The organism is Spirosoma sp. KUDC1026, assembly GCF_013375035.1.
Lineage (GTDB): Bacteria > Bacteroidota > Bacteroidia > Cytophagales > Spirosomataceae > Spirosoma.
In genome coordinates this window covers 1,360,723-1,378,775 of record NZ_CP056032.1, presented here as the reverse complement: position 1 = coordinate 1,378,775, position 18,053 = coordinate 1,360,723, and the positions used below count along the sequence as shown (strand labels likewise).

The following is an 18,053-nucleotide window of genomic DNA, read 5'->3' as shown; positions in this document are numbered from 1 at the left end:
AGCGGCTTCCAGTCCCTGTTCCTCTTGCGATTTAGATATCACTCAATCACTCATTCGCACAATCACTCATTGATATTATGAACAAGTTCATTCGCAGCATCATCACCTTTGCGTTGACGAATCGCTTTGCCGTTTTCTTCGGCATCGCGCTGATCGTCGTGGCGGGGGTAGTGAGCTTTCTCAATACACCCGTCGAGACCTTTCCCGACGTAACGAATACCAACGTCATTGTCATTACGCAGTGGCCCGGCCGCTCGGCCGAAGAAGTAGAGCGCTTCGTTACGTTACCCCTCGAGACCGAACTAAACTCGGTTCCGCGCAAGAGCACCTTGCGCTCGGTATCGCTATTCGGCCTCTCAGTCGTAACCATGATCTTCGAGGATGGCGTCGACAATTTCACGGCGCAGACCAACGTAGCGAACCGTATTTCGGGCGTTGATCTACCGGATGGTGTCGCGGCCGAAATTCAGCCTCCCTACGGCCCTACCGGCGAGATTTACCGCTTTACGCTGGAAAGCAAAACCAAGGACATCACGGAGCTGAAAACGCTGCAGGACTGGGTGATCGAGCGCCAGATCAAAAGCGTGCCGGGGATCGCCGACGTTGTTAGCTTTGGTGGTAAGGTCAAAACCATCGAAGTCAGCCTGAACCCAACCCTGCTGGCGAACTACGGCTTTACGGCCCTGGATGTGGACGACGCCATCAGCAAAAGCAACATCAACGTGGGTGGTGACGTCATCAAGCAGGGGAATCAGGCGCTGGTTGTTCGAGGGATTGGCCTGCTGACCAAACCCGAGGACGTAGCAGGTATCATCATTGACAACGTAAACGGGGCTCCAATCCGGGTGCGCGACGTCGGTACCGTGCGGGAGGGCTTTCAGCCCCGCCTGGGAATCGTTGGCCGCGACAAGCAGGAGGACGTAGTGGAATGTATCGTCGTGATGCGCAAGGGCGAAAACCCCAACGACGTTATTCCGGCGCTGAAAGCAAAGATCGACGAACTGAACAATCAGATCTTGCCGAAGGACGTCAAGATCAAAACGTTCTACGACCGAACCACGCTCAACAACTACACCCTGCACACGGTGGGGGAAAACGTGGGTATGGGCATTTTCCTGGTCACGGTCATTCTGCTGATCTTCCTGGCCGACTGGCGGACGACACTCACGGTGGCCATCGTCATTCCGCTGGCGCTGCTGTTCGCGTTCATCTGCCTGCGCCTTCGGGGCATGACGGCTAACCTGCTCAGCATCGGGGCGCTTGATTTCGGGATCATCATCGACGGCGCGGTGGTGATGGTGGAAGGCTTGTTCGTGATGCTGGCCGTCCGGGCCGAGCACACGGGCATGATGAAATTCAACGGACGGGCCAAGCTGAGCTGGATTGCTTCCACCGCCACGGAACTGGGCAAATCCATTTTTACGTCCAAGATCATCATCATTACGGCCCTGCTTCCAATTTTCACTTTCCAGAAAGTAGAGGGGAAATTATTTAGTCCACTGGCCTGGACGATTGGTTTTGCCCTGCTGGGCTCGCTCATCGTCAGCCTGACGCTGATTCCGCTGCTGTGTAGCATCCTGCTGAAGAAGAACGTCCGGGAGCGGCATAACCCCATTGTTGAAGGATTAGAGAAAGGGTATATCCCGGCGCTGAACTGGGCCGTTCGGAAACCGAAAGCCATCATCGGTATTGCGCTGGGTTCACTGGCGTTCTCAATCTATCTCTTTGTGTTCCATATTGGTTCTGAGTTTCTGCCGCAGTTGAACGAAGGTTCGATCTATGTCCGGGCCAGCCTCCCCTACTCTGTATCGCTGGATGAAAGCTATGCCTACACGCGCAAATTTCGGGCGATCTTCGACGAATTTCCAGAGGTGCGTGGGGTAATCTCACAAACGGGCCGTCCCAACGATGGAACCGACCCGACGGGCTTTTTCAACAACGAGTTTTTCGTAGATCTTTATCCCAAAGAGGAATGGAAGCGGGAAATCACAAAAGATGAACTGATCGCGCAGATGCAACAGAAGCTGGCTCGTTTCAAAGGGGTATCGTTTAACTTCTCGCAGCCTATCTCTGATAACGTAGAAGAAGCCGTCTCGGGCGTAAAAGGATCGATGGCCATTAAAATTATCGGCCAGGACCTGAACGTGCTGGACAAGGAAGCGACGAAGGTCTACAACGTCATGAGCAAGATTCAGGGGGTAAGCGACCTTGGCGTCTTCCGCAACCTCGGCCAGCCCGAATTCCGTATCGAACTTGACCAGCAGAAACTGGCGCTTTATAACGTTCCTACCGACGTAGCCCAGTCCGTTATCGAAACGGCTATCGGGGGTAAAACCGTTACGCAATACTACGAAGGCGAACGCCGGTTCGACGTCAAAGTACGCTACGGCGAGCAGTTCCGCTACTCACCCGAGCTGATCGAAAACCTGCTGGTTCCCACCCGGTCGGGCAGTAAAATTCCGCTGAAGGAACTGGCGTATATTGGTATCCGGTCGGGTCCGGCGTTTATCTATCGGGAGAATAACGCCCGGTTTATTGCCATCAAGTTCTCGGTACGGGGCCGTGATTTGGGTAGCACCATCGACGAAGCGCAGAAAAAAGTGGCCCAGCAGGTGAAACTGCCGCAGGGCTTCCAGATGCGCTGGGCCGGTGAATTTGAGAACCAGACCCGCGCCGAACGACAGTTGGCCATCGTCGTGCCCATCAGTATCACGGTTATTTTCCTGATCCTGCTCTTTACGTTCGGCAGTGCCATTGACGCCACGCTGATTATCCTGAACGTACCATTTGCGCTCATCGGGGGTATGCTGGCACTCTGGATCACGGGGATCAACTTCAGTATCTCGGCGGGGGTTGGTTTTATCTGTCTGTTCGGCGTATCGGTACAGGATGGGGTTATCTTGATCAACCGATTTAAGGAAAATCTGCACAACAACGTACCGTTGCTGGAAGCCGTGCGCGAAGGGGCTCAGACAAGAGTCCGCCCGGTGGTGATGACAGCCCTGATGGCCTCGCTGGGCCTGTTACCGGCCGCCCTCTCAACGGGTATCGGCTCCGAAACGCAGAAACCACTGGCGACGGTCATGATCGGTGGGCTGATGACCTGTACAGTCCTCTCCCTGCTGATTCTGCCTGTTACGTACGAACTGATTTATAGCCGTCGGGAACGGAAAGAAGAGGCTCGAAAATTTGCGCAGGCCAACCCCGCTCGGCGAGTTTAAGGAAATTTATTGTTTGGCCGGGGGTAAAGGGTCAAGGGCATGGGGAGATCGACCCATACCCCCGGCCCCACCCCCTCTGCCCATTACTTCTCATCCCCCGGCCCGGCGTGGCCCGGCCTTTCGTGGCCCGGCCCCATCAACAGTTGCCCTGGGCGCTGCCCGTTGTGTTTACTATTTTCGACCACGGGTGTCCCGTTAACGATTACCCAGGAAATACCGGCTGTATAGGCATGGGGCTTCTCGTAGGTCGCTTCGTCGGCAATAGTTTTCTCATCGAACAGCACGATGTCGGCGGCATAGCCGGGACGTAACAGACCGCGATCCGTCAGGCGGAAACGCTGGGCGGGTAACGACGTCATCCGGCGAACAGCTTCCTCCAGCGGAATGATTTTGCGTTCGCGGACGTAACGACCCAGCACCCGGGCATTGGTGCCGTATGCGCGGGGGTGCGGCATATCCGAACCGAGTTTGGCCACACCCGCATCCGACGCGATCATGGTATTTGGATAGCGCAGAATGTTCTCCACATCGGTTTCCGACATGGTGTGGTACACCATCTGAATTCGTTTCAGCTGGGCGCGTTCCATCAGGTCCATGACCAACTCCGCTTCTGTTTCAGCGCTATCGTGCCGACCCAGCTTTTTGTTGATCTGGCTAATGCTCATGCCGTTGAAGGTCGTGTCGGGTTGGTAGCTGGCGACGACGGCGTATTCGTAGTTCTTGCGCAGATTTTTCTTTAACGTTTCCAGCATTTCCGTCCGGATTTTAGCGCGGGTTTCCGGATTGTGAAAGCGGGACAGCACCATCGAGTCGCCCTCGGCCAGCGCCCACGACGGCAGGATACTTTCCAGCGACGTACTGGATGCCGTGTATGGATACTGGTCGACCGTTACGTCCAGACCCTCACGCCGGGCCGCTTCAACTAGTTCGACGGTTTCGGTGCTTTTTCCCCAGAGTGGCTTACTCGCTACTTTGAAATGTGAAATCTCAACCGGAATATTCGCTTCCCGGCTGATCTGGATCGCTTCGTTGACAGCCGTTTTCACATTCTGTCCTTCGTTTCGAATATGCGATGCATACAGCCCGCCGTATCGAGCCGCCACTTTAGCCAGATTCACTACTTCGGGGGTACGCGCGTACGTACCGGGCGTATAGATCAAACCCGTCGACAGGCCAACGGCACCCTCTTTCATGGCCTGCTCAACGAGGGCATCCATCTGAGCTTGCTCACGGGCTGTTGGATCGCGAAAAGCCATCTTCATGACTTTCATCCGCACGGAGTTGTGCCCGATCAACGAGCCTACATTTATGGAAGTTTGCAACGTGCGCAGCGTGTCGAAATACGTTTTCAGGCTGGTGCTTGAACTACCGCAGTTACCGGTAATCACCGTCGTTACGCCATCATAAATGAAATTGGGTGCGGTAGGCTGGCTATTTAGGTTTCCTTCAACATGGGTATGAACGTCAATGAAACCGGGCACCACAAGCAGGCCAGCCGCATCGATAGTACGTTTAGCGCTATTGGCCGGGACTTTTCCGACGTGAACAATACGTCCGTTTTTCACCGCCACGTCAGCATACACCCACGGGTTGCCGGTCCCATCGACTACCCGCCCGTCTTTAATAACGAGATCGTAGGACTGGGCGTGAGTCAGGCAGGCTGTAAACAGCACAGTCCATAAGCTGTAGACGATAAAACGCATACGTAGTACGGGGGTTGGTTGACAAAGCAATCAGCATTGAAGATGCCCGTTTTTCCGGCAAAATCAAACGAATCTCCCCAAGTACGTTCCTTTCTGTACCCTGCTGACACAGAAGCGGCCGTAACACTATCTGTTACGGCCGCTTCTCCATGATTCAGGAACAGGGCGTTTGCCTAGTTGGCTTTGAGCAACTTTATTGTCTCACTTTGTGGCCCGGCTACAGCTCGCAGCAGCAACATCGTAGCCGTATGCCGTCCAACGTCGAACGTCTGCTGTTCCACGGATTTAGCAGTTTCTACCGAACGGGTTTCCAAGATTGCACCCCGGCTGTTAACGAGTTGAAACTGTAGCCGTTGTCCTTCAATACCAGTAACTTCCACCACGGCCTCCGTGCTCACGGGATTTCCCAGCACCCGCATCTTTAGTTTGCCTGTAGCCTCAACAGCCGCTACCCGCGCCGACCGGCCACAGGCCGCCTTCAGATCCCAGGTGTACGTAACGACTCGCCCACTCTGACGGGCCGTCAGCGTAAAGGGTTGCACGTCGTTTGCCGTTCGGGAGTCTTTATCCACAAACTGATCTGGATTGGTTGTCCAACCAGTAATGCCCGGCGAAGATAACTCAATCGCGGTCCCATCGCCACCACTGGTGTTGAAACGAATGGCACCAGAAGCACAGTCGTACGTTGGGGCCAGCAGGGTTAGGGCACCGGTCGTAGGCGGAACAACAACAGGCGGTGTAGTACAGTAAGCCTTGAAGTCGAACGTATAGCTAGTCGTATAGCCGCTCTGTGTAGCCTGAATCGTAATTGCTTTTGGATCGTTACGTAGCTCCCACTCAACATAACCGGTACTGATGGTTGGCGAGTAGCGGGTAACGCCCGGCGCGGTGTAGGTGATTGGTGAACCATCGCCACCGCTGGTATTGAACGCAATGGCCCCCGATCCGCAGTCATACGTTGGTGCCAGTATGGTCAATGCCCCTCCGGGAGCAGGGGAAGTTGGCTGGTTAACCGCCGTAATAGTAAACGTAGTTGTTGTGGAGAACTCCCGAGGATCGTTCGATACGTAGGCAACGACTGTTACGTTAAACACACCCGTTACGGTTGGCGTCCCGGCAAGGTAGGCCAGCGTAGAGGACTCAGTACTGTATCCCTCCTTCCACATTCCGGGCGGCAGTCCAGTGATTCGAACGTCCATAACAGGCCGAAATGATTTTGAACCACCTGGCTTCTGAAAATAGCTACCAATATCAATCAGACCGCCTGGCCAGAGCGACTTGTTGACAAGGATTGTCTGATCCGGGATGGGCTTAATTAGTTTGGGAGCTAAATTCTCTCGGCAGTAAGCGCTGAAATCGAAGGTTGCGCTAGCCATAGCCTGGCCATTCTGGATAGCTGTGATTGTTAGTGGTTTAGGGTCGTTGCGCAGCCCCTGCTCCACCACACCTGCCGTGCTACTAAGAGATGAACGAATGATACCAGGGGCAGTAAATATGATTGGTGAGCCATCTCCTCCGCTAGTTTCAAATGTGGTAAATCCTGTTGTGCAATCGTACGCTTTGACATAAAGCTGCAATGCTGATGATTGCGCGTTGGCAATACTGCCTGACACTAACAGCAGCAGTAGTAATTTCCAGACGAGGAATATTGTGTAGTTTTTTTTCATACAAGCGAGTAATTGACAAAAGGTTGAACCTGAATAAAACAGGCATGATGGGCCTGCTCTAGTTTAGATTCCTCGTCCTGCAAAAGGGATGTAACGCTGTTAAAAAAAACGGGGTAATTGTATAAACGGTACCCAATCTTCACCATTGCTTTTACTTAGCTTCTGAAACAGGTCTGTATTTACTGCTGCTTACTAACGGCAGACAGCCTCCGCTCTGTTTTGCCTAAGTAAATAACCTTGATTCCGTAAATGTCTGCACGAATACAACTACTTCCTTTGCACGTTATTTAAATTAATTCTAAATTTGTGCACTATTTAAATTTAATCTAAATAAATCCAGCACTTACGTATGTTCAGACTTGCCTATTTTTTGTTCGCACTGGCAACCTTCCTGAGCGGTTGTCCTTCACGAAGTCAGGCTCAATCCAGCCAGCGGATCGTTTCGCTGAATGGTACAGTTACGGAAATTCTCTGCGAACTGGGCTTACAGAACCAGATTGTTGGTACGGATGTAACAAGTACGTATCCAGAAGCCATGGCTAAAAGCCCGAAAGTTGGGCATAATCGGAACATTGGCGCCGAGGCCGTACTGGCACTCCGCCCGACGATCATCATTGGCACCAAAACCAATGGTAGCATGGACGTAAAACCCGAGGTGATTCAGCAATTCCGGAGTGCGAGTGTAAAGACGGTATTCCTCGATCAGACTTCTACTGTTGCCGGTGCCAAAGACCTTATCAACAAAGTAGCGGCTACGTTTGGCGTATCCGCAAAAGCACCGGCTTTAGTTAAGAAAATCGATGCCGATCTGACCAAGGTTCGTAAGCCAGCCAAAGTGCAGAAAGTCCTGTTCATCTACGCCCGCGGAGCTGGAACGTTGATGGTTGCCGGACAGGATACACCCATCGAAAATATCATCAAACTGGCGGGGGGTACTAATGCCGCAACGGGCTTCACCAGTTTCAAACCACTGACCCCCGAAGCACTATTAGCGGCTAACCCCGACGTATTGCTGTTATTTACCAGCGGTCTGGAAAGCCTGGGTGGCATCGATGGCCTGTTGAAAGTGCCCGGTATTGCTCAGACCAACGCTGGGCGGAATCGCAACGTCATCGACATGGATGGTCAGCTACTGACGGGTTTTAGTCCGCGACTAGGTCAGGCAGTACAGCAGTTGAGCCAGAAACTGACGGCCGAACTGAGTATGAACAAATAACGCTTTCGATTATACCTAACCCTCCCTTATGTTACCCACCGTTCAGGAACCACCTACCGCTACGCAGCGCCCTCAGTCATCAACTCGCCGGTCTCGGGCGCGTGGCTGGTGGTTGATGGGGGCGCTGTCAATCGCACTGCTCGGGGTAGTCATCTGGTCGGTGGGCGTTGGAGCCATGACGATTGCCGTACCCGATGTAATCACCATTCTGCTGCGTCAGCTGGGGGTATCTACGCAGGCCGTTGAGCCGCAGCAGGAAGCCGTTCTGACCGTAATCCGCCTGCCCCGCGTGTTGCTGGGCGTGCTGATCGGCGCGGTCCTGGGCGTATCGGGGGCTTCTTTACAGGGTTTGTTTCGTAACCCGCTGGCCGATCCGGGCCTGATTGGTATTTCGTCGGGAGCGTCGCTCTTTGCCGTGCTTACCATCATGTTCCAGGTCAAACTGGCGCAGAGCATTCCGCCCCAGCTGGGTCTATACATGCTGTCCATTGCGGCTTTTTCGGGCGCAACAATCACGACGTTTCTTGTGTATCAGCTTTCTCGTCAGGGTGGCAAAGCCGTAGTAGCAACGATGCTGCTGGCGGGTATCGCTATTAATGCGCTGTCAGGGGCATTGACGGGCCTGATGACGTACCTCGCCGACGACGCGCAGCTACGGTCTATCACGTTCTGGGGGCTGGGCAGCCTGGGTGGCGCTACCTGGGAAACCATCACCGTAGCCGCGCCTTTTCTGCTGCTTCCTGTGCTACTCCTGCCCCGGCTCGGTAAAGCCTTAAACGCCTTTGCCCTCGGCGAAAGCCAGGCTGGGCACTTGGGCATTAACGCTACGCAGCTCAAACGGTGGGTCATCCTGCTGTCGACGCTGGGCGTTGGGGTGGCGGTAGCTATTTCGGGCGTAATTGGTTTTGTTGGGCTGGTAATTCCCCACCTGATTCGGCTGATGGCGGGGGCCGATCACCGACGGGTCCTGCCGGCTTCGGCTCTGCTGGGCGCAATTATTCTGACGCTGGCCGATCTCCTGTCGCGGACCATCGTTGCCCCCGCCGAACTTCCGATTGGCATCATTACCGCCATGCTGGGCACGCCCTTGTTTCTGTACATTCTCATCACCAGTAAATCGAACGGAAGCGTTTAACTTTATGCTGGAAGCGCGTCATATTACGTATCAGCTCGGCCGGAAGCAACTGCTCGCCAACGTATCGCTGTGTGCCCGGCCGGGTGAGTTTGTGGCCATTGCCGGGGCCAACGGGGCCGGCAAATCCACTTTACTCAAAACCCTGAGCCGCGAATTGACGCCAACCAGTGGCCAGGTCCTGCTCGACGAAAAATCACTGTCCAGCTACAGCGCACTCGATCTGGCACGTCGGCGGGCGGTGCTTGCCCAGCAAAACCCATTAGCCTTTCCCTTTCAGGTGCGTGAGCTGGTCATGATGGGCCGGTACCCGCATTTCAGCGGCCACCCTGGTCCCACCGACGAAGCCGTTGCTACGTATGTTCAGAAACTGACAGCTATCGATCACCTGACAGATCGCTCCGTTCCTACGCTCTCGGGGGGAGAGCAGCAGCGCGTTTATCTGGCTAAAGTCCTGGCGCAGCTGATGACTGCGGATGATCTGAACGGTCGGGTGGTATCGGGCACAACCAGCCGGTATTTGTTGCTCGACGAACCAACTACCGGGCTTGATCTTTATTTTCAGCATAGTTTGCTCAAACTGGCTCGCTATCTGACCACGCGAGGTTACGGCATCGTGGCGATTCTGCACGACCTGAACCTGATTATGCAGTACGCCGATCAGGTGCTGCTGCTTAAAGAAGGACAACAATTGGCAATGGGGCTACCGGCTACGGTTCTGACGCCTGGTGCTATCATGGACACGTTCGGGCTGGCCGTTCAGGTGGTTGATGAACCGTCGCTCAGTTACCCGATTATTATTCCCGATCAACAAAAAGCAACCCACTTTTTCTCGACTCAAACGGCTTAAGCCTATGACACCGACAACAGCAGATCTAAAAAATCAATACGCGGCCTTCAAAGCCGAAAACCCAAAATCCCGCATCCGTGATGCAGCCGCTCAACTGGGCGTCAGCGAAGCCGAGCTGGTCGCTACGTCCATCGGCGACACCGTGACACGGCTCGACGGCGATTTCCGGGAGGTGCTCAAGCAGGTTCCGACACTGGGTTACGTCATGGCACTGACCCGTAACGACAGCGTAGTTCACGAACGCAAAGGCGAGTACAAAGACGTATCATTCAACGGTCACGTAGGGCTCGTACTGGGTGAAGACATCGACCTGCGGCTGTTTATGATGCACTGGAAATACGGTTTTGCGGTCTCCGAAAACGGCCGACAGAGTCTCCAGTTCTTTGCTGGCGACGGTGAGGCTGTTCATAAAATCTACCTGACCGATCAGAGTAACCAGGTCGCTTACGACACGCTGGTAACGACATTCCGAGCCGCCGATCAGTCGGAAGAGCTACCGATTGAACCAAGCCCTGAAGCAGCTGTTGTCGCAGCCGACGACAGCATCGACGTAGCGGCTTTCCAGCAAGGCTGGTTGGATTTGCAGGACACGCATGAGTTCTTTGGCCTGCTGCGGAAACACAACGTAGCCCGGCTACAGGCCATGCGGCTCGCGCCAAAGGGCCATGCCATCCCTACCACGATGGAAGCGGTGAAACAAGTTTTTGCGCGGGTATCGGAAACCGCCCTGTCGATCATGATTTTTGTCAGCAGTCGGGGCAGTATCCAGATTCATACGGGACCGGTGCACAAGCTGGTACCGATGGGGCCCTGGTTCAATGTGCTCGACCCCCAGTTCAATCTGCACCTGCGCGAAGATCACGTAGCATCGGCCTGGGTCGTCAAAAAACCAACGGCCGATGGCGTAGTCACCAGCCTTGAACTGTTCGATGCGGCTGGCAATCAGATCGCGCTCATTTTCGGCAAGCGCAAACCGGGCATTCCCGAGCAGCAAGCCTGGCGCGACGTCGTGGCTGAGTTTGCTGAGTGATTGGTCGTTTTCGCTGAATCAGTACAAATAAAATTTTTTGTCATTCCGACGCCAGGAGGAATCTTAACGTATCCTCACTTGAGCGTTAACAAACATTAAGATTCCTCCTGGCGTCGGAATGACAGAAAACCCAAATGACAATGTGGAGTAAATCAGCCTAATAGCTCTGAGAATACCATTAGGCACAATCTTTCTTTTAGAATTAAACTAAATAAAAATGCTTTCTCTGTACGCGCTTAGCTGCCTTATAGCCTTTCAACAAGCCGACTCGACCGGTCAGCGGGCTGACAGTCTGAAAGGGCGCGCGCTGAATGAGGTTGTCGTAACGGCGACGCGTACCGAACGCCCGATGGGTTCGTTGCCGATGCCGGTAACGGTCATCAATAAAGCGCAGATTCAACAGATGGGCTCGCTTCGGCTGAACGATGTGTTACGGGAGCAGACGGGCCTGGCGCTGGTAACCGACCATGGACAGGGTATTCAGGTACAGGGTTTCGGCCCCGAATACACGATGATCCTGCTGGACGGCGAACCGCTGGTTGGCCGCACCGCCGGGACGCTTGACCTGACCCGACTGGCCGTGGGTAATATCAAGCAGATCGAGATCGTCAAAGGACCATCGTCCAGCCTGTACGGTTCCGAAGCCCTGGCTGGCGTTGTCAATATCATCACCGATAACGCCAACCGGACGATGGCCTCGCTGTCGGCCCGCTACGGGGCCAACCGGACCAGTGACCTGACGGGTGACGTTAGTCTCAAATCCGGTAAAATTGGTCTCTACGCCTTCGCAAACCGCTACCAATCGGCGGGCTATGACCTGACACCTGAAACCGTCGGCCAAACGGTTTCGCCTTTTCTGAATCACACATTCAGCGGACGGCTCACCGCCGACCTAAGCAGCAAACTTAAACTAAGTGTATCAGGACGATATTTTACCGAAAACCAAAATAACCGCTACGATGTAACGAATGATATAATCACCGGTCTGGGCAAGGTGCTCGACTGGAATTTTAACCCAGTCCTGACCCACCGCCCGTCGGATCGCTGGAAGATTACGTACCGTTACTACCGAACCGGCTACCGCACCGACTCTGACCTGCGTTACCAGCGCACCGGCGAGGGGTACGATCAGAGTTATTTCCAGCAGACCTTCAACCGGCCCGAGATTCAGGTAGACCGGTACATCGGGCAAAAGCAGATTTTGACTCTTGGTACGGGTTACCTCGCCGAAAGCGTTAACGCCACCCGTTACACCGAGTTGAAACGCTTCAACGACAAGTATGTGTATTTTCAGTATGAATGGCTGCCCACCAGCCGCTGGGACGTTATCGTTGGCGGCCGTTATGATGCGCACTCGCAGTATGCCAGTCAGTTCAGTCCCAAGCTATCGGCGCGGTACGAACTCTCCCAGACGCTGGCGCTACGGGGTAGTGTGGGGGTTGGTTTCAAAGCACCAGACTTCCGGCAGTTGTACCTAAATTTCGACAACGGCGTCGTGGGTTACAGTGTCTTCGGTACGCAGGAACTGGTCAACAGCCTGGCGCGGCTGCAACAAGCCGGACAGATTGCGGAAGTACTGGCCGATCCGGCTCGTTTTTCCAACATCCGGGCTGAGAGTTCGCTGGCGTATAACCTGGGATTGGTGGCCAACCTCGACCGTAAATACAGTCTGCCCGTTACGTTCAGCCTGAACCTGTTCCGCAACAACATCCGCGACCTGATCGAAACCCAGGCCGTAGCCCTGAAAACCAACGGCCAGAGCGTATTCAGTTACCTGAACTTAAGCCGGGTCGTGACGCAGGGGGCCGAGCTGGAAGGCCAGTATCGGCTAAACGTCGGATCGGGCAAGCTGACGATTAGTGGCGGTTATCAGTACCTGCAGGCACTGGATCAGTCGGTACTGGATCAAATCAAAGCGGGTACACTCTACAAACGCGACCCAAGTACGCTGATCACGACACTGGTGAAACGTAGCGACTATGGCGGGCTGTACAACCGCTCACGGCACATGGCCAACGTAAAGGTTTTTTACGAACTGCCCAAACAGGGGCTGTCGGCCAACCTGCGCGGTATTTACCGGGGACGCTACGGGTTTGCGGATCGCAACGGCAACGTCGTGCTGGATGCCGACAATGAATACGTACAAGGCTATATGCTGTGGAATGCGGCCGTGAGCAAACGAATGAACGCCGTCCTGCTTCAACTGGGTGTCGACAATCTCCTGAGCCATACCGATCCGCAATATATTCCGAATCTGGCCGGGCGGCTGTGGTACGCATCGCTGCGCTGGACCCTTCAGACCAAATCCTGACGGTTATGAACGTACTGCTCTTTCGCACCGATATCAACACCAGTCAGCGAGCGCACCGGGCGGCCTGCCGGTTGTGTACGCTCCGAAACGTCTGCCGATGGAGCCTTGATCTGGAAGATAAAGATTGTTTGCTGCGGATCGACTCCGGGGCGAACGCCCAGCAAGAAATCGATCCGCAGGCTATTATCCGAGTACTGACAAAAGCCGGACTGAGTTGTCAACTGATCAGTATTCAACCGAACTAGAACCAGCTAAACCGCAATGAACAATACCTGTCAAATCCTCGCTACGTCGCTCCGGGGGCGTATTGCCCAGCACGACGTTGATCCTTCACAGACCCATCCGATTTCCTTTCAGTTCAATAACATCACGCAGTGGCTTCCTTACGAAGACCTGCTGCATCTGGAGTGGGTCGTGCGGCACATCGACATGAAAACCTATTTTCAGCACTACGCTGACGAAGGACGGATTCACCTGAAAACCTCATCTCCGAATCTGTTTTTCAGCTTCGCGCCCGACGAGCTCACCGAACTCCGCAGCCTGCTGGGTAACGCTGTCGTGCAACTGCACTGGCGGGATAACGTATCAAAATCTGTAAACTAATCCTCCATATACTACTCAATTTTTAACTATGCTTTCGCTTAAAAACACCCTTTGGATTGCTGCTCTCTCGCTTGCTGCTCTAACAAGCTGTTCTGACGACAGTACTACGCCCGCCGTTCCCGTTCAGTCCCGCACGGTACGTAATCTACCCGCTGATCCAACGGCCACGCCCGTTTCTACAACGGGTACCTCGACGACCGCTACGCAACCGGCGGCCGCCACGAATAAATACACGCTCTATCGCCTGAGTGACAGTACAGTTGTGGCGAATTCTGATTCGGCCAGCAACCGCTGGGACATCGGCTTCCGGGCCACAAATATTATTGTGAACGGCGGAGCCATTCGCTCCGGTCAGGGCGGTGCTTACGTTCATTCCGGTACGTTCGACGCGCTGACGACGATTCCCGAAAGCGCTACGTTTGCCACGGACCAGAGTGCTTCGCAGCTGGCAGTTCCAACGGGCTCGGGTAACGGCTGGTATAACTACGCCAACACTATTATCACGCCGATTCCGGGTCGGGTGCTGGTTGTCCGGACGGGCGACGGGAAATACGCAAAAGTGGAAATCCTGAGCTATTACCGCGGTGCCCCCGCAACGCCATCCGCCACCAGCGTTGGCCGGTACTACACCTTCCGGTACGTATACCAGCCAAACGGCAGTAAGACGCTGAATTAAAAACAATCTACGTTTACAGGGCAAAGGCCCGGTTATCCATTGAGATGATCGGGCCTTCGTTATTGTGGTATATCTAGTATCTAACTCCCAGACCAGGGCGAAGTTCTGCACGCAGGCCATGCAGCGATCCCTTTCACGGGCAGAAAAAAAGAAACGTTTCGATCAGTCGCGGGCGGGGCGCTCAGAACAGTCTGGCCTCCTGTTTATAGGATGGGCACTGTCACCGGAAAGCCGGTTGGTAGTAGCGAATGACCACTACGATGAAAAGAACGAGGCCTACTACCAAAGCCGCTCATGATTAATTCTTCGAAGAGAATAATCCCACAGTGTCTTACGAAAGGTTCTCAGTTCTCCCACTCAAACGCCATAAAATGCGTCAGTTCCTGATTGACCGTAAAGAGCGGAGTTATCTGAATATTACACCAGTAAGGCTCACCATTTTTCCGGTAGTTAACAAGCTTTCCTTCGAAAGGCTGCTGGGCCTGCAGGCTGCTCTGCACTTCCCGGCGGGTGTCGGACGACGTATCGGTACCCTGCAGAAAATCCGGTCGGCGCCCCAGCACTTCCTCCCGCTCATAGCCCGTCATTGCCACAAACCCCTGATTGACGAACTGGATCTGTTCGCGCAGGTCGGTTACGAGCAGAGCATGTTGCGGATTGCGCAGAAAGGCCGCCACCCGCTGGTAGTCGAATTGCCACTGCTGCCGATGGGCCAGCCGCATAAACTGCTGAAAATCCGGCTGGGTGGCCGCAGGAAGGCGAACCGGCCGGGGTATGAACTCAAAACCGATCAGAGCGGGTCGGGCGCGCGACGGGGCGAACGTATCGCACCAGGAAGCTGGAGTCAGATCAAACATGGTACGCCGGAGCTTGGTAATCAGAACGATAATGAGCCTGTAAATCAAGGAGACAGTTTACGCACAAGCAACTGCCGTCGTAGTCGAACTCGGTCAGATTCCGAATATACTCGACCTCCCGTTGCGTCAGCTGCACCTGCATGCAGTCGCATTTCAGAATCGAGTTAACTTTACAGATAAAAATCTGCCCACAGCGGGGACATCCTTCGGCCGCGTGTTTGCTCATAATCTCATCTGTTTAAGACGCCTTTGGTACGTATCGATCTGCCTAGATCACAGGTATATCATTTAGTACCCGAACCGGCTGCTTATTGTTATCAATTGCCACAAACGTAAACGTTCCGGTGATGGCCAGCTCCCGACCATCTTTGTACATTTCTTCCACATAAACGTCGACGGCCACCTGCAAACTGGTTGTACCTACCCGGGCTACCCGGCCAATAAGTTCGATCAGCGTACCGGCCGGAATAGGCATTTTGAAGTCGATCCGGTCGCTCGATACCGTCACAACGGGTTTTCGGCACAGACGGGTAGCAGCAATGAAAGCCACTTCGTCCATGAGCTGCATGGCAGCCCCACCAAACAGGGTTTCGTAATGATTCGTCGTGCTGGGGAATACGGCTTTAAAAACGCGGGTCTCGGCCGCCTGAATACGTTCTTCGAGTGTCATAAAAGTGGGATCAATCGCCTGAATCTGTCGGGGCAACTATCCAATATCGTCGGTACACGGGTGCCTGCCTTCTCGACCAACTTGCTTAGTTTCGTTTGGTTAGCGAAACGTTGCAAATACGGCTGGCAGTTCCATCAGTGAGCGCCTGACGTTGGTCCACACCCCATAGCCAGCCCCTCTTTTCCGGATGATTTCACTGATCTGATCGTACTGGCTCCGCGAGGCATACGAGCTTTTTCACCTACGGGTAACCAGCTATTTTTCGGGCGAACCCGTGAAAAATCAGCCCGGCGATTTACCTTTGTCCTAAGAATTAGTCTAAATTACCAACGACAACTCCTCATAGCTATTGGTTTATGACCATGACGGGCAAACAACTCATTGGCAAACTTCATCTCTGGCTGGGCATGACATCCGGCCTGATTGTGTTTGTAATCGCCGTTACTGGCTGTATTCTGGCCTTTGAGCAGGAAATCAAAAACGTAACCCAGCCGTATCGTTTTGCCGAAGCACCCGCTACTGGTAAACTTCTGCTCCCGTCGGAGTTGAAAGCGAAAGCCGAGGCTGTCCTGCCGGGGAAGACCGCCAACGGTGTTCTCTATAACGAGCCGGGACGCAGTGCCGATGTGGGTTTTTACAACGCCGATCCAGAGTACTACTACGTCGTTTACCTGAATCCCTATTCGGGCGAGGTCCTGAAGATCTGGAATGAAGACGAAGATTTTTTCCACTTCATCCTGCATGGTCATTATTACTTGTGGCTTCCGCCTACGATTGGGCAGCCTGTTGTGGCGTCGGCTACGTTGATTTTCCTGTTTCTGCTCATCAGCGGCATGGTTCTCTGGTGGCCCAAGAACAAGTCGGCGGCAAAACAGCGTTTCAGCATCAAATGGAATGCCGCCTGGCGCCGGAAAAACTATGATCTGCATAACGTACTGGGGTTTTACATGCTGGCCGTCGGCCTCATGTTTGCCATTACGGGGTTGGTCTGGGGCTTTCAGTGGTTCTCCGAGGGACTGTATAAAGTGACGGGGGGCGAGGGCTCTCCGGCTTATGTCATTCCTCCTTCCGACACCACCGCAGCTCGGCTCAATACGTCCGTAGCGAACGCGGTCGACAAACTCTGGCTCAAGCTACGTCAGGAGAACCCCACGCAGCAGGGCATCAATCTGTCTTTCCCGAAACTACCCGCCGAGTCGATCTACTCGTACGTAAACTACCGCCCCGGCACATACTACAAGGTTGACTACCACTATTTCGATCAGCATACGCTGAAAGAGATCAAACATAAAGGTCCTTATACGGGTAACTACGCCGATGCAGGCGTTGCCGACAAGCTACGCCGGATGAATTACGACCTGCACGTTGGCGCAATCTGGGGGCTACCCGGCAAGATCCTGGCGTTTCTGGCCAGTCTGATCTGTGCCAGCATGCCCGTTACAGGGTTCATTATCTGGTGGGGACGCCGGAAAAAGGCGAAGAAAAGTGCCAGGTCACGACCTGCGTCCAGAATCGCGACTCATACTGCCCCTAAACCGGCACCGGCGTACCTGATGCGCAACCGCGTGTAGCATAAACGAGTACTAACAAAAGCGACGTAGCTGGAGTTACGTCGCTTTTTTGTTGCTCAGCCAAGCAGTTTATCCGGTGTAACGGTATGAGTTTGGCAATTGATATTCAGCTAAATAAGTAGCCCCCCTCACCTTCAACCGACCATCAACGCGGTCGGCCTGGTCACCAACGAAGCTATCTTTCGGCTTGTTTGTCATACAATCAGGCATTACGGCCAGCTGCCAATCGTAATGCTTAGACAATTGCATTCGGAGCCATCACCAGCTTAAATTTATTATCATTCGCCTTTGGGTCACGTCACGTACACAGTCGCGTCGAGAGCAGCCGATGCTACGTACATATCGCTGGGGTGTACCGTAGTGCATTTATCTGTTCCGACGCATCAACACCGAAGATGGCGTGCATGCGACGATCGGGCGGCCTGTTCAGAACGAGTTTTCTGCTCTATCGAATACTGGCTGATCGTTTCTTGGTATCGATCAAAACAGCGCGGCTTCGGTTGTATCATTGCAGCAGGAACTGCCGGGTGTCGAGCCTGCCTGTTA

The 18,053-nt window shown here is 54.0% G+C and carries 15 protein-coding genes; 10 read left to right on the top strand and 5 right to left on the bottom strand.

Annotation, left to right across the window (positions count from 1 at the left end):
- The first annotated feature begins 77 nt into the window (after positions 1-77).
- A complete protein-coding gene (locus tag HU175_RS05835) occupies positions 78-3,221 on the top strand; it encodes an efflux RND transporter permease subunit (protein WP_176565693.1) in 3,144 nt (1,047 codons plus the stop codon).
- 83 nt (positions 3,222-3,304) lie between these two features.
- Here the strand turns inward: HU175_RS05835 and HU175_RS05830 are convergent, their stop codons facing one another.
- Both HU175_RS05830 and HU175_RS05825 read right to left on the bottom strand, forming a co-directional pair.
- Positions 3,305-4,924, bottom strand: a complete 1,620-nt coding sequence (locus HU175_RS05830; RefSeq protein WP_176565692.1) for an N-acyl-D-amino-acid deacylase family protein — start codon at positions 4,922-4,924, stop codon at positions 3,305-3,307.
- Between the two features lie 173 nt (positions 4,925-5,097).
- Positions 5,098-6,591, bottom strand: coding sequence for a hypothetical protein (locus HU175_RS05825; RefSeq protein ID WP_176565691.1), 1,494 nt, complete (start codon positions 6,589-6,591; stop codon positions 5,098-5,100).
- A gap of 349 nt (positions 6,592-6,940) precedes the next feature.
- Here HU175_RS05825 and HU175_RS05820 point away from each other — a divergent pair, with 349 nt between their 5' ends.
- The 8 genes from HU175_RS05820 to HU175_RS05785 all read left to right on the top strand — a co-directional run bounded on the left by HU175_RS05820 (position 6,941) and on the right by HU175_RS05785 (position 14,409).
- Complete coding sequence (locus tag HU175_RS05820) at positions 6,941-7,807, top strand: hemin ABC transporter substrate-binding protein (protein ID WP_176565690.1); 867 nt, start codon at positions 6,941-6,943, stop codon at positions 7,805-7,807.
- 28 nt (positions 7,808-7,835) lie between these two features.
- Positions 7,836-8,942 (top strand): FecCD family ABC transporter permease, encoded by a 1,107-nt coding sequence (locus tag HU175_RS05815; RefSeq protein WP_176565689.1) that lies wholly within the window; start codon positions 7,836-7,838, stop codon positions 8,940-8,942.
- 4 nt (positions 8,943-8,946) lie between these two features.
- A complete protein-coding gene (locus HU175_RS05810; RefSeq protein WP_176565688.1) occupies positions 8,947-9,789 on the top strand; it encodes a heme ABC transporter ATP-binding protein in 843 nt (280 codons plus the stop codon).
- A gap of 4 nt (positions 9,790-9,793) precedes the next feature.
- Positions 9,794-10,819: a hemin-degrading factor gene (locus tag HU175_RS05805; RefSeq protein ID WP_176565687.1), complete on the top strand. Its 1,026-nt coding sequence runs from the start codon at positions 9,794-9,796 to the stop codon at positions 10,817-10,819.
- Between the two features lie 217 nt (positions 10,820-11,036).
- Positions 11,037-13,130, top strand: a complete 2,094-nt coding sequence (locus HU175_RS05800; RefSeq protein ID WP_176565686.1) for a TonB-dependent receptor plug domain-containing protein — start codon at positions 11,037-11,039, stop codon at positions 13,128-13,130.
- A 5-nt stretch (positions 13,131-13,135) separates the two neighbouring features.
- Complete coding sequence (locus tag HU175_RS05795) at positions 13,136-13,375, top strand: hypothetical protein (protein WP_176565685.1); 240 nt, start codon at positions 13,136-13,138, stop codon at positions 13,373-13,375.
- Positions 13,376-13,391: 16 nt separating this feature from the next.
- Complete coding sequence (locus HU175_RS05790; protein ID WP_176565684.1) at positions 13,392-13,733, top strand: DUF6686 family protein; 342 nt, start codon at positions 13,392-13,394, stop codon at positions 13,731-13,733.
- A gap of 28 nt (positions 13,734-13,761) precedes the next feature.
- Positions 13,762-14,409, top strand: coding sequence for an HmuY family protein (locus tag HU175_RS05785; RefSeq protein ID WP_176565683.1), 648 nt, complete (start codon positions 13,762-13,764; stop codon positions 14,407-14,409).
- 344 nt (positions 14,410-14,753) lie between these two features.
- Here HU175_RS05785 and HU175_RS05780 read toward each other — a convergent pair whose 3' ends face one another.
- The 3 genes from HU175_RS05780 to HU175_RS05770 are packed head-to-tail and all read right to left on the bottom strand — an operon-like array spanning position 14,754 to position 15,936.
- Complete coding sequence (locus HU175_RS05780) at positions 14,754-15,266, bottom strand: PAS domain-containing protein (protein WP_176565682.1); 513 nt, start codon at positions 15,264-15,266, stop codon at positions 14,754-14,756.
- Complete coding sequence (locus HU175_RS05775) at positions 15,259-15,492, bottom strand: cysteine-rich CWC family protein (RefSeq protein WP_176565681.1); 234 nt, start codon at positions 15,490-15,492, stop codon at positions 15,259-15,261. Before HU175_RS05775 ends, HU175_RS05780 begins: the two co-directional genes overlap by 8 nt.
- Before the next feature lie 42 nt (positions 15,493-15,534).
- A complete protein-coding gene (locus HU175_RS05770) occupies positions 15,535-15,936 on the bottom strand; it encodes an acyl-CoA thioesterase (RefSeq protein ID WP_176565680.1) in 402 nt (133 codons plus the stop codon).
- A gap of 362 nt (positions 15,937-16,298) precedes the next feature.
- Here HU175_RS05770 and HU175_RS05765 point away from each other — a divergent pair, with 362 nt between their 5' ends.
- A complete protein-coding gene (locus HU175_RS05765) occupies positions 16,299-17,507 on the top strand; it encodes a PepSY-associated TM helix domain-containing protein (RefSeq protein ID WP_176565679.1) in 1,209 nt (402 codons plus the stop codon).
- The last annotated feature ends 546 nt before the right edge of the window (positions 17,508-18,053 follow it).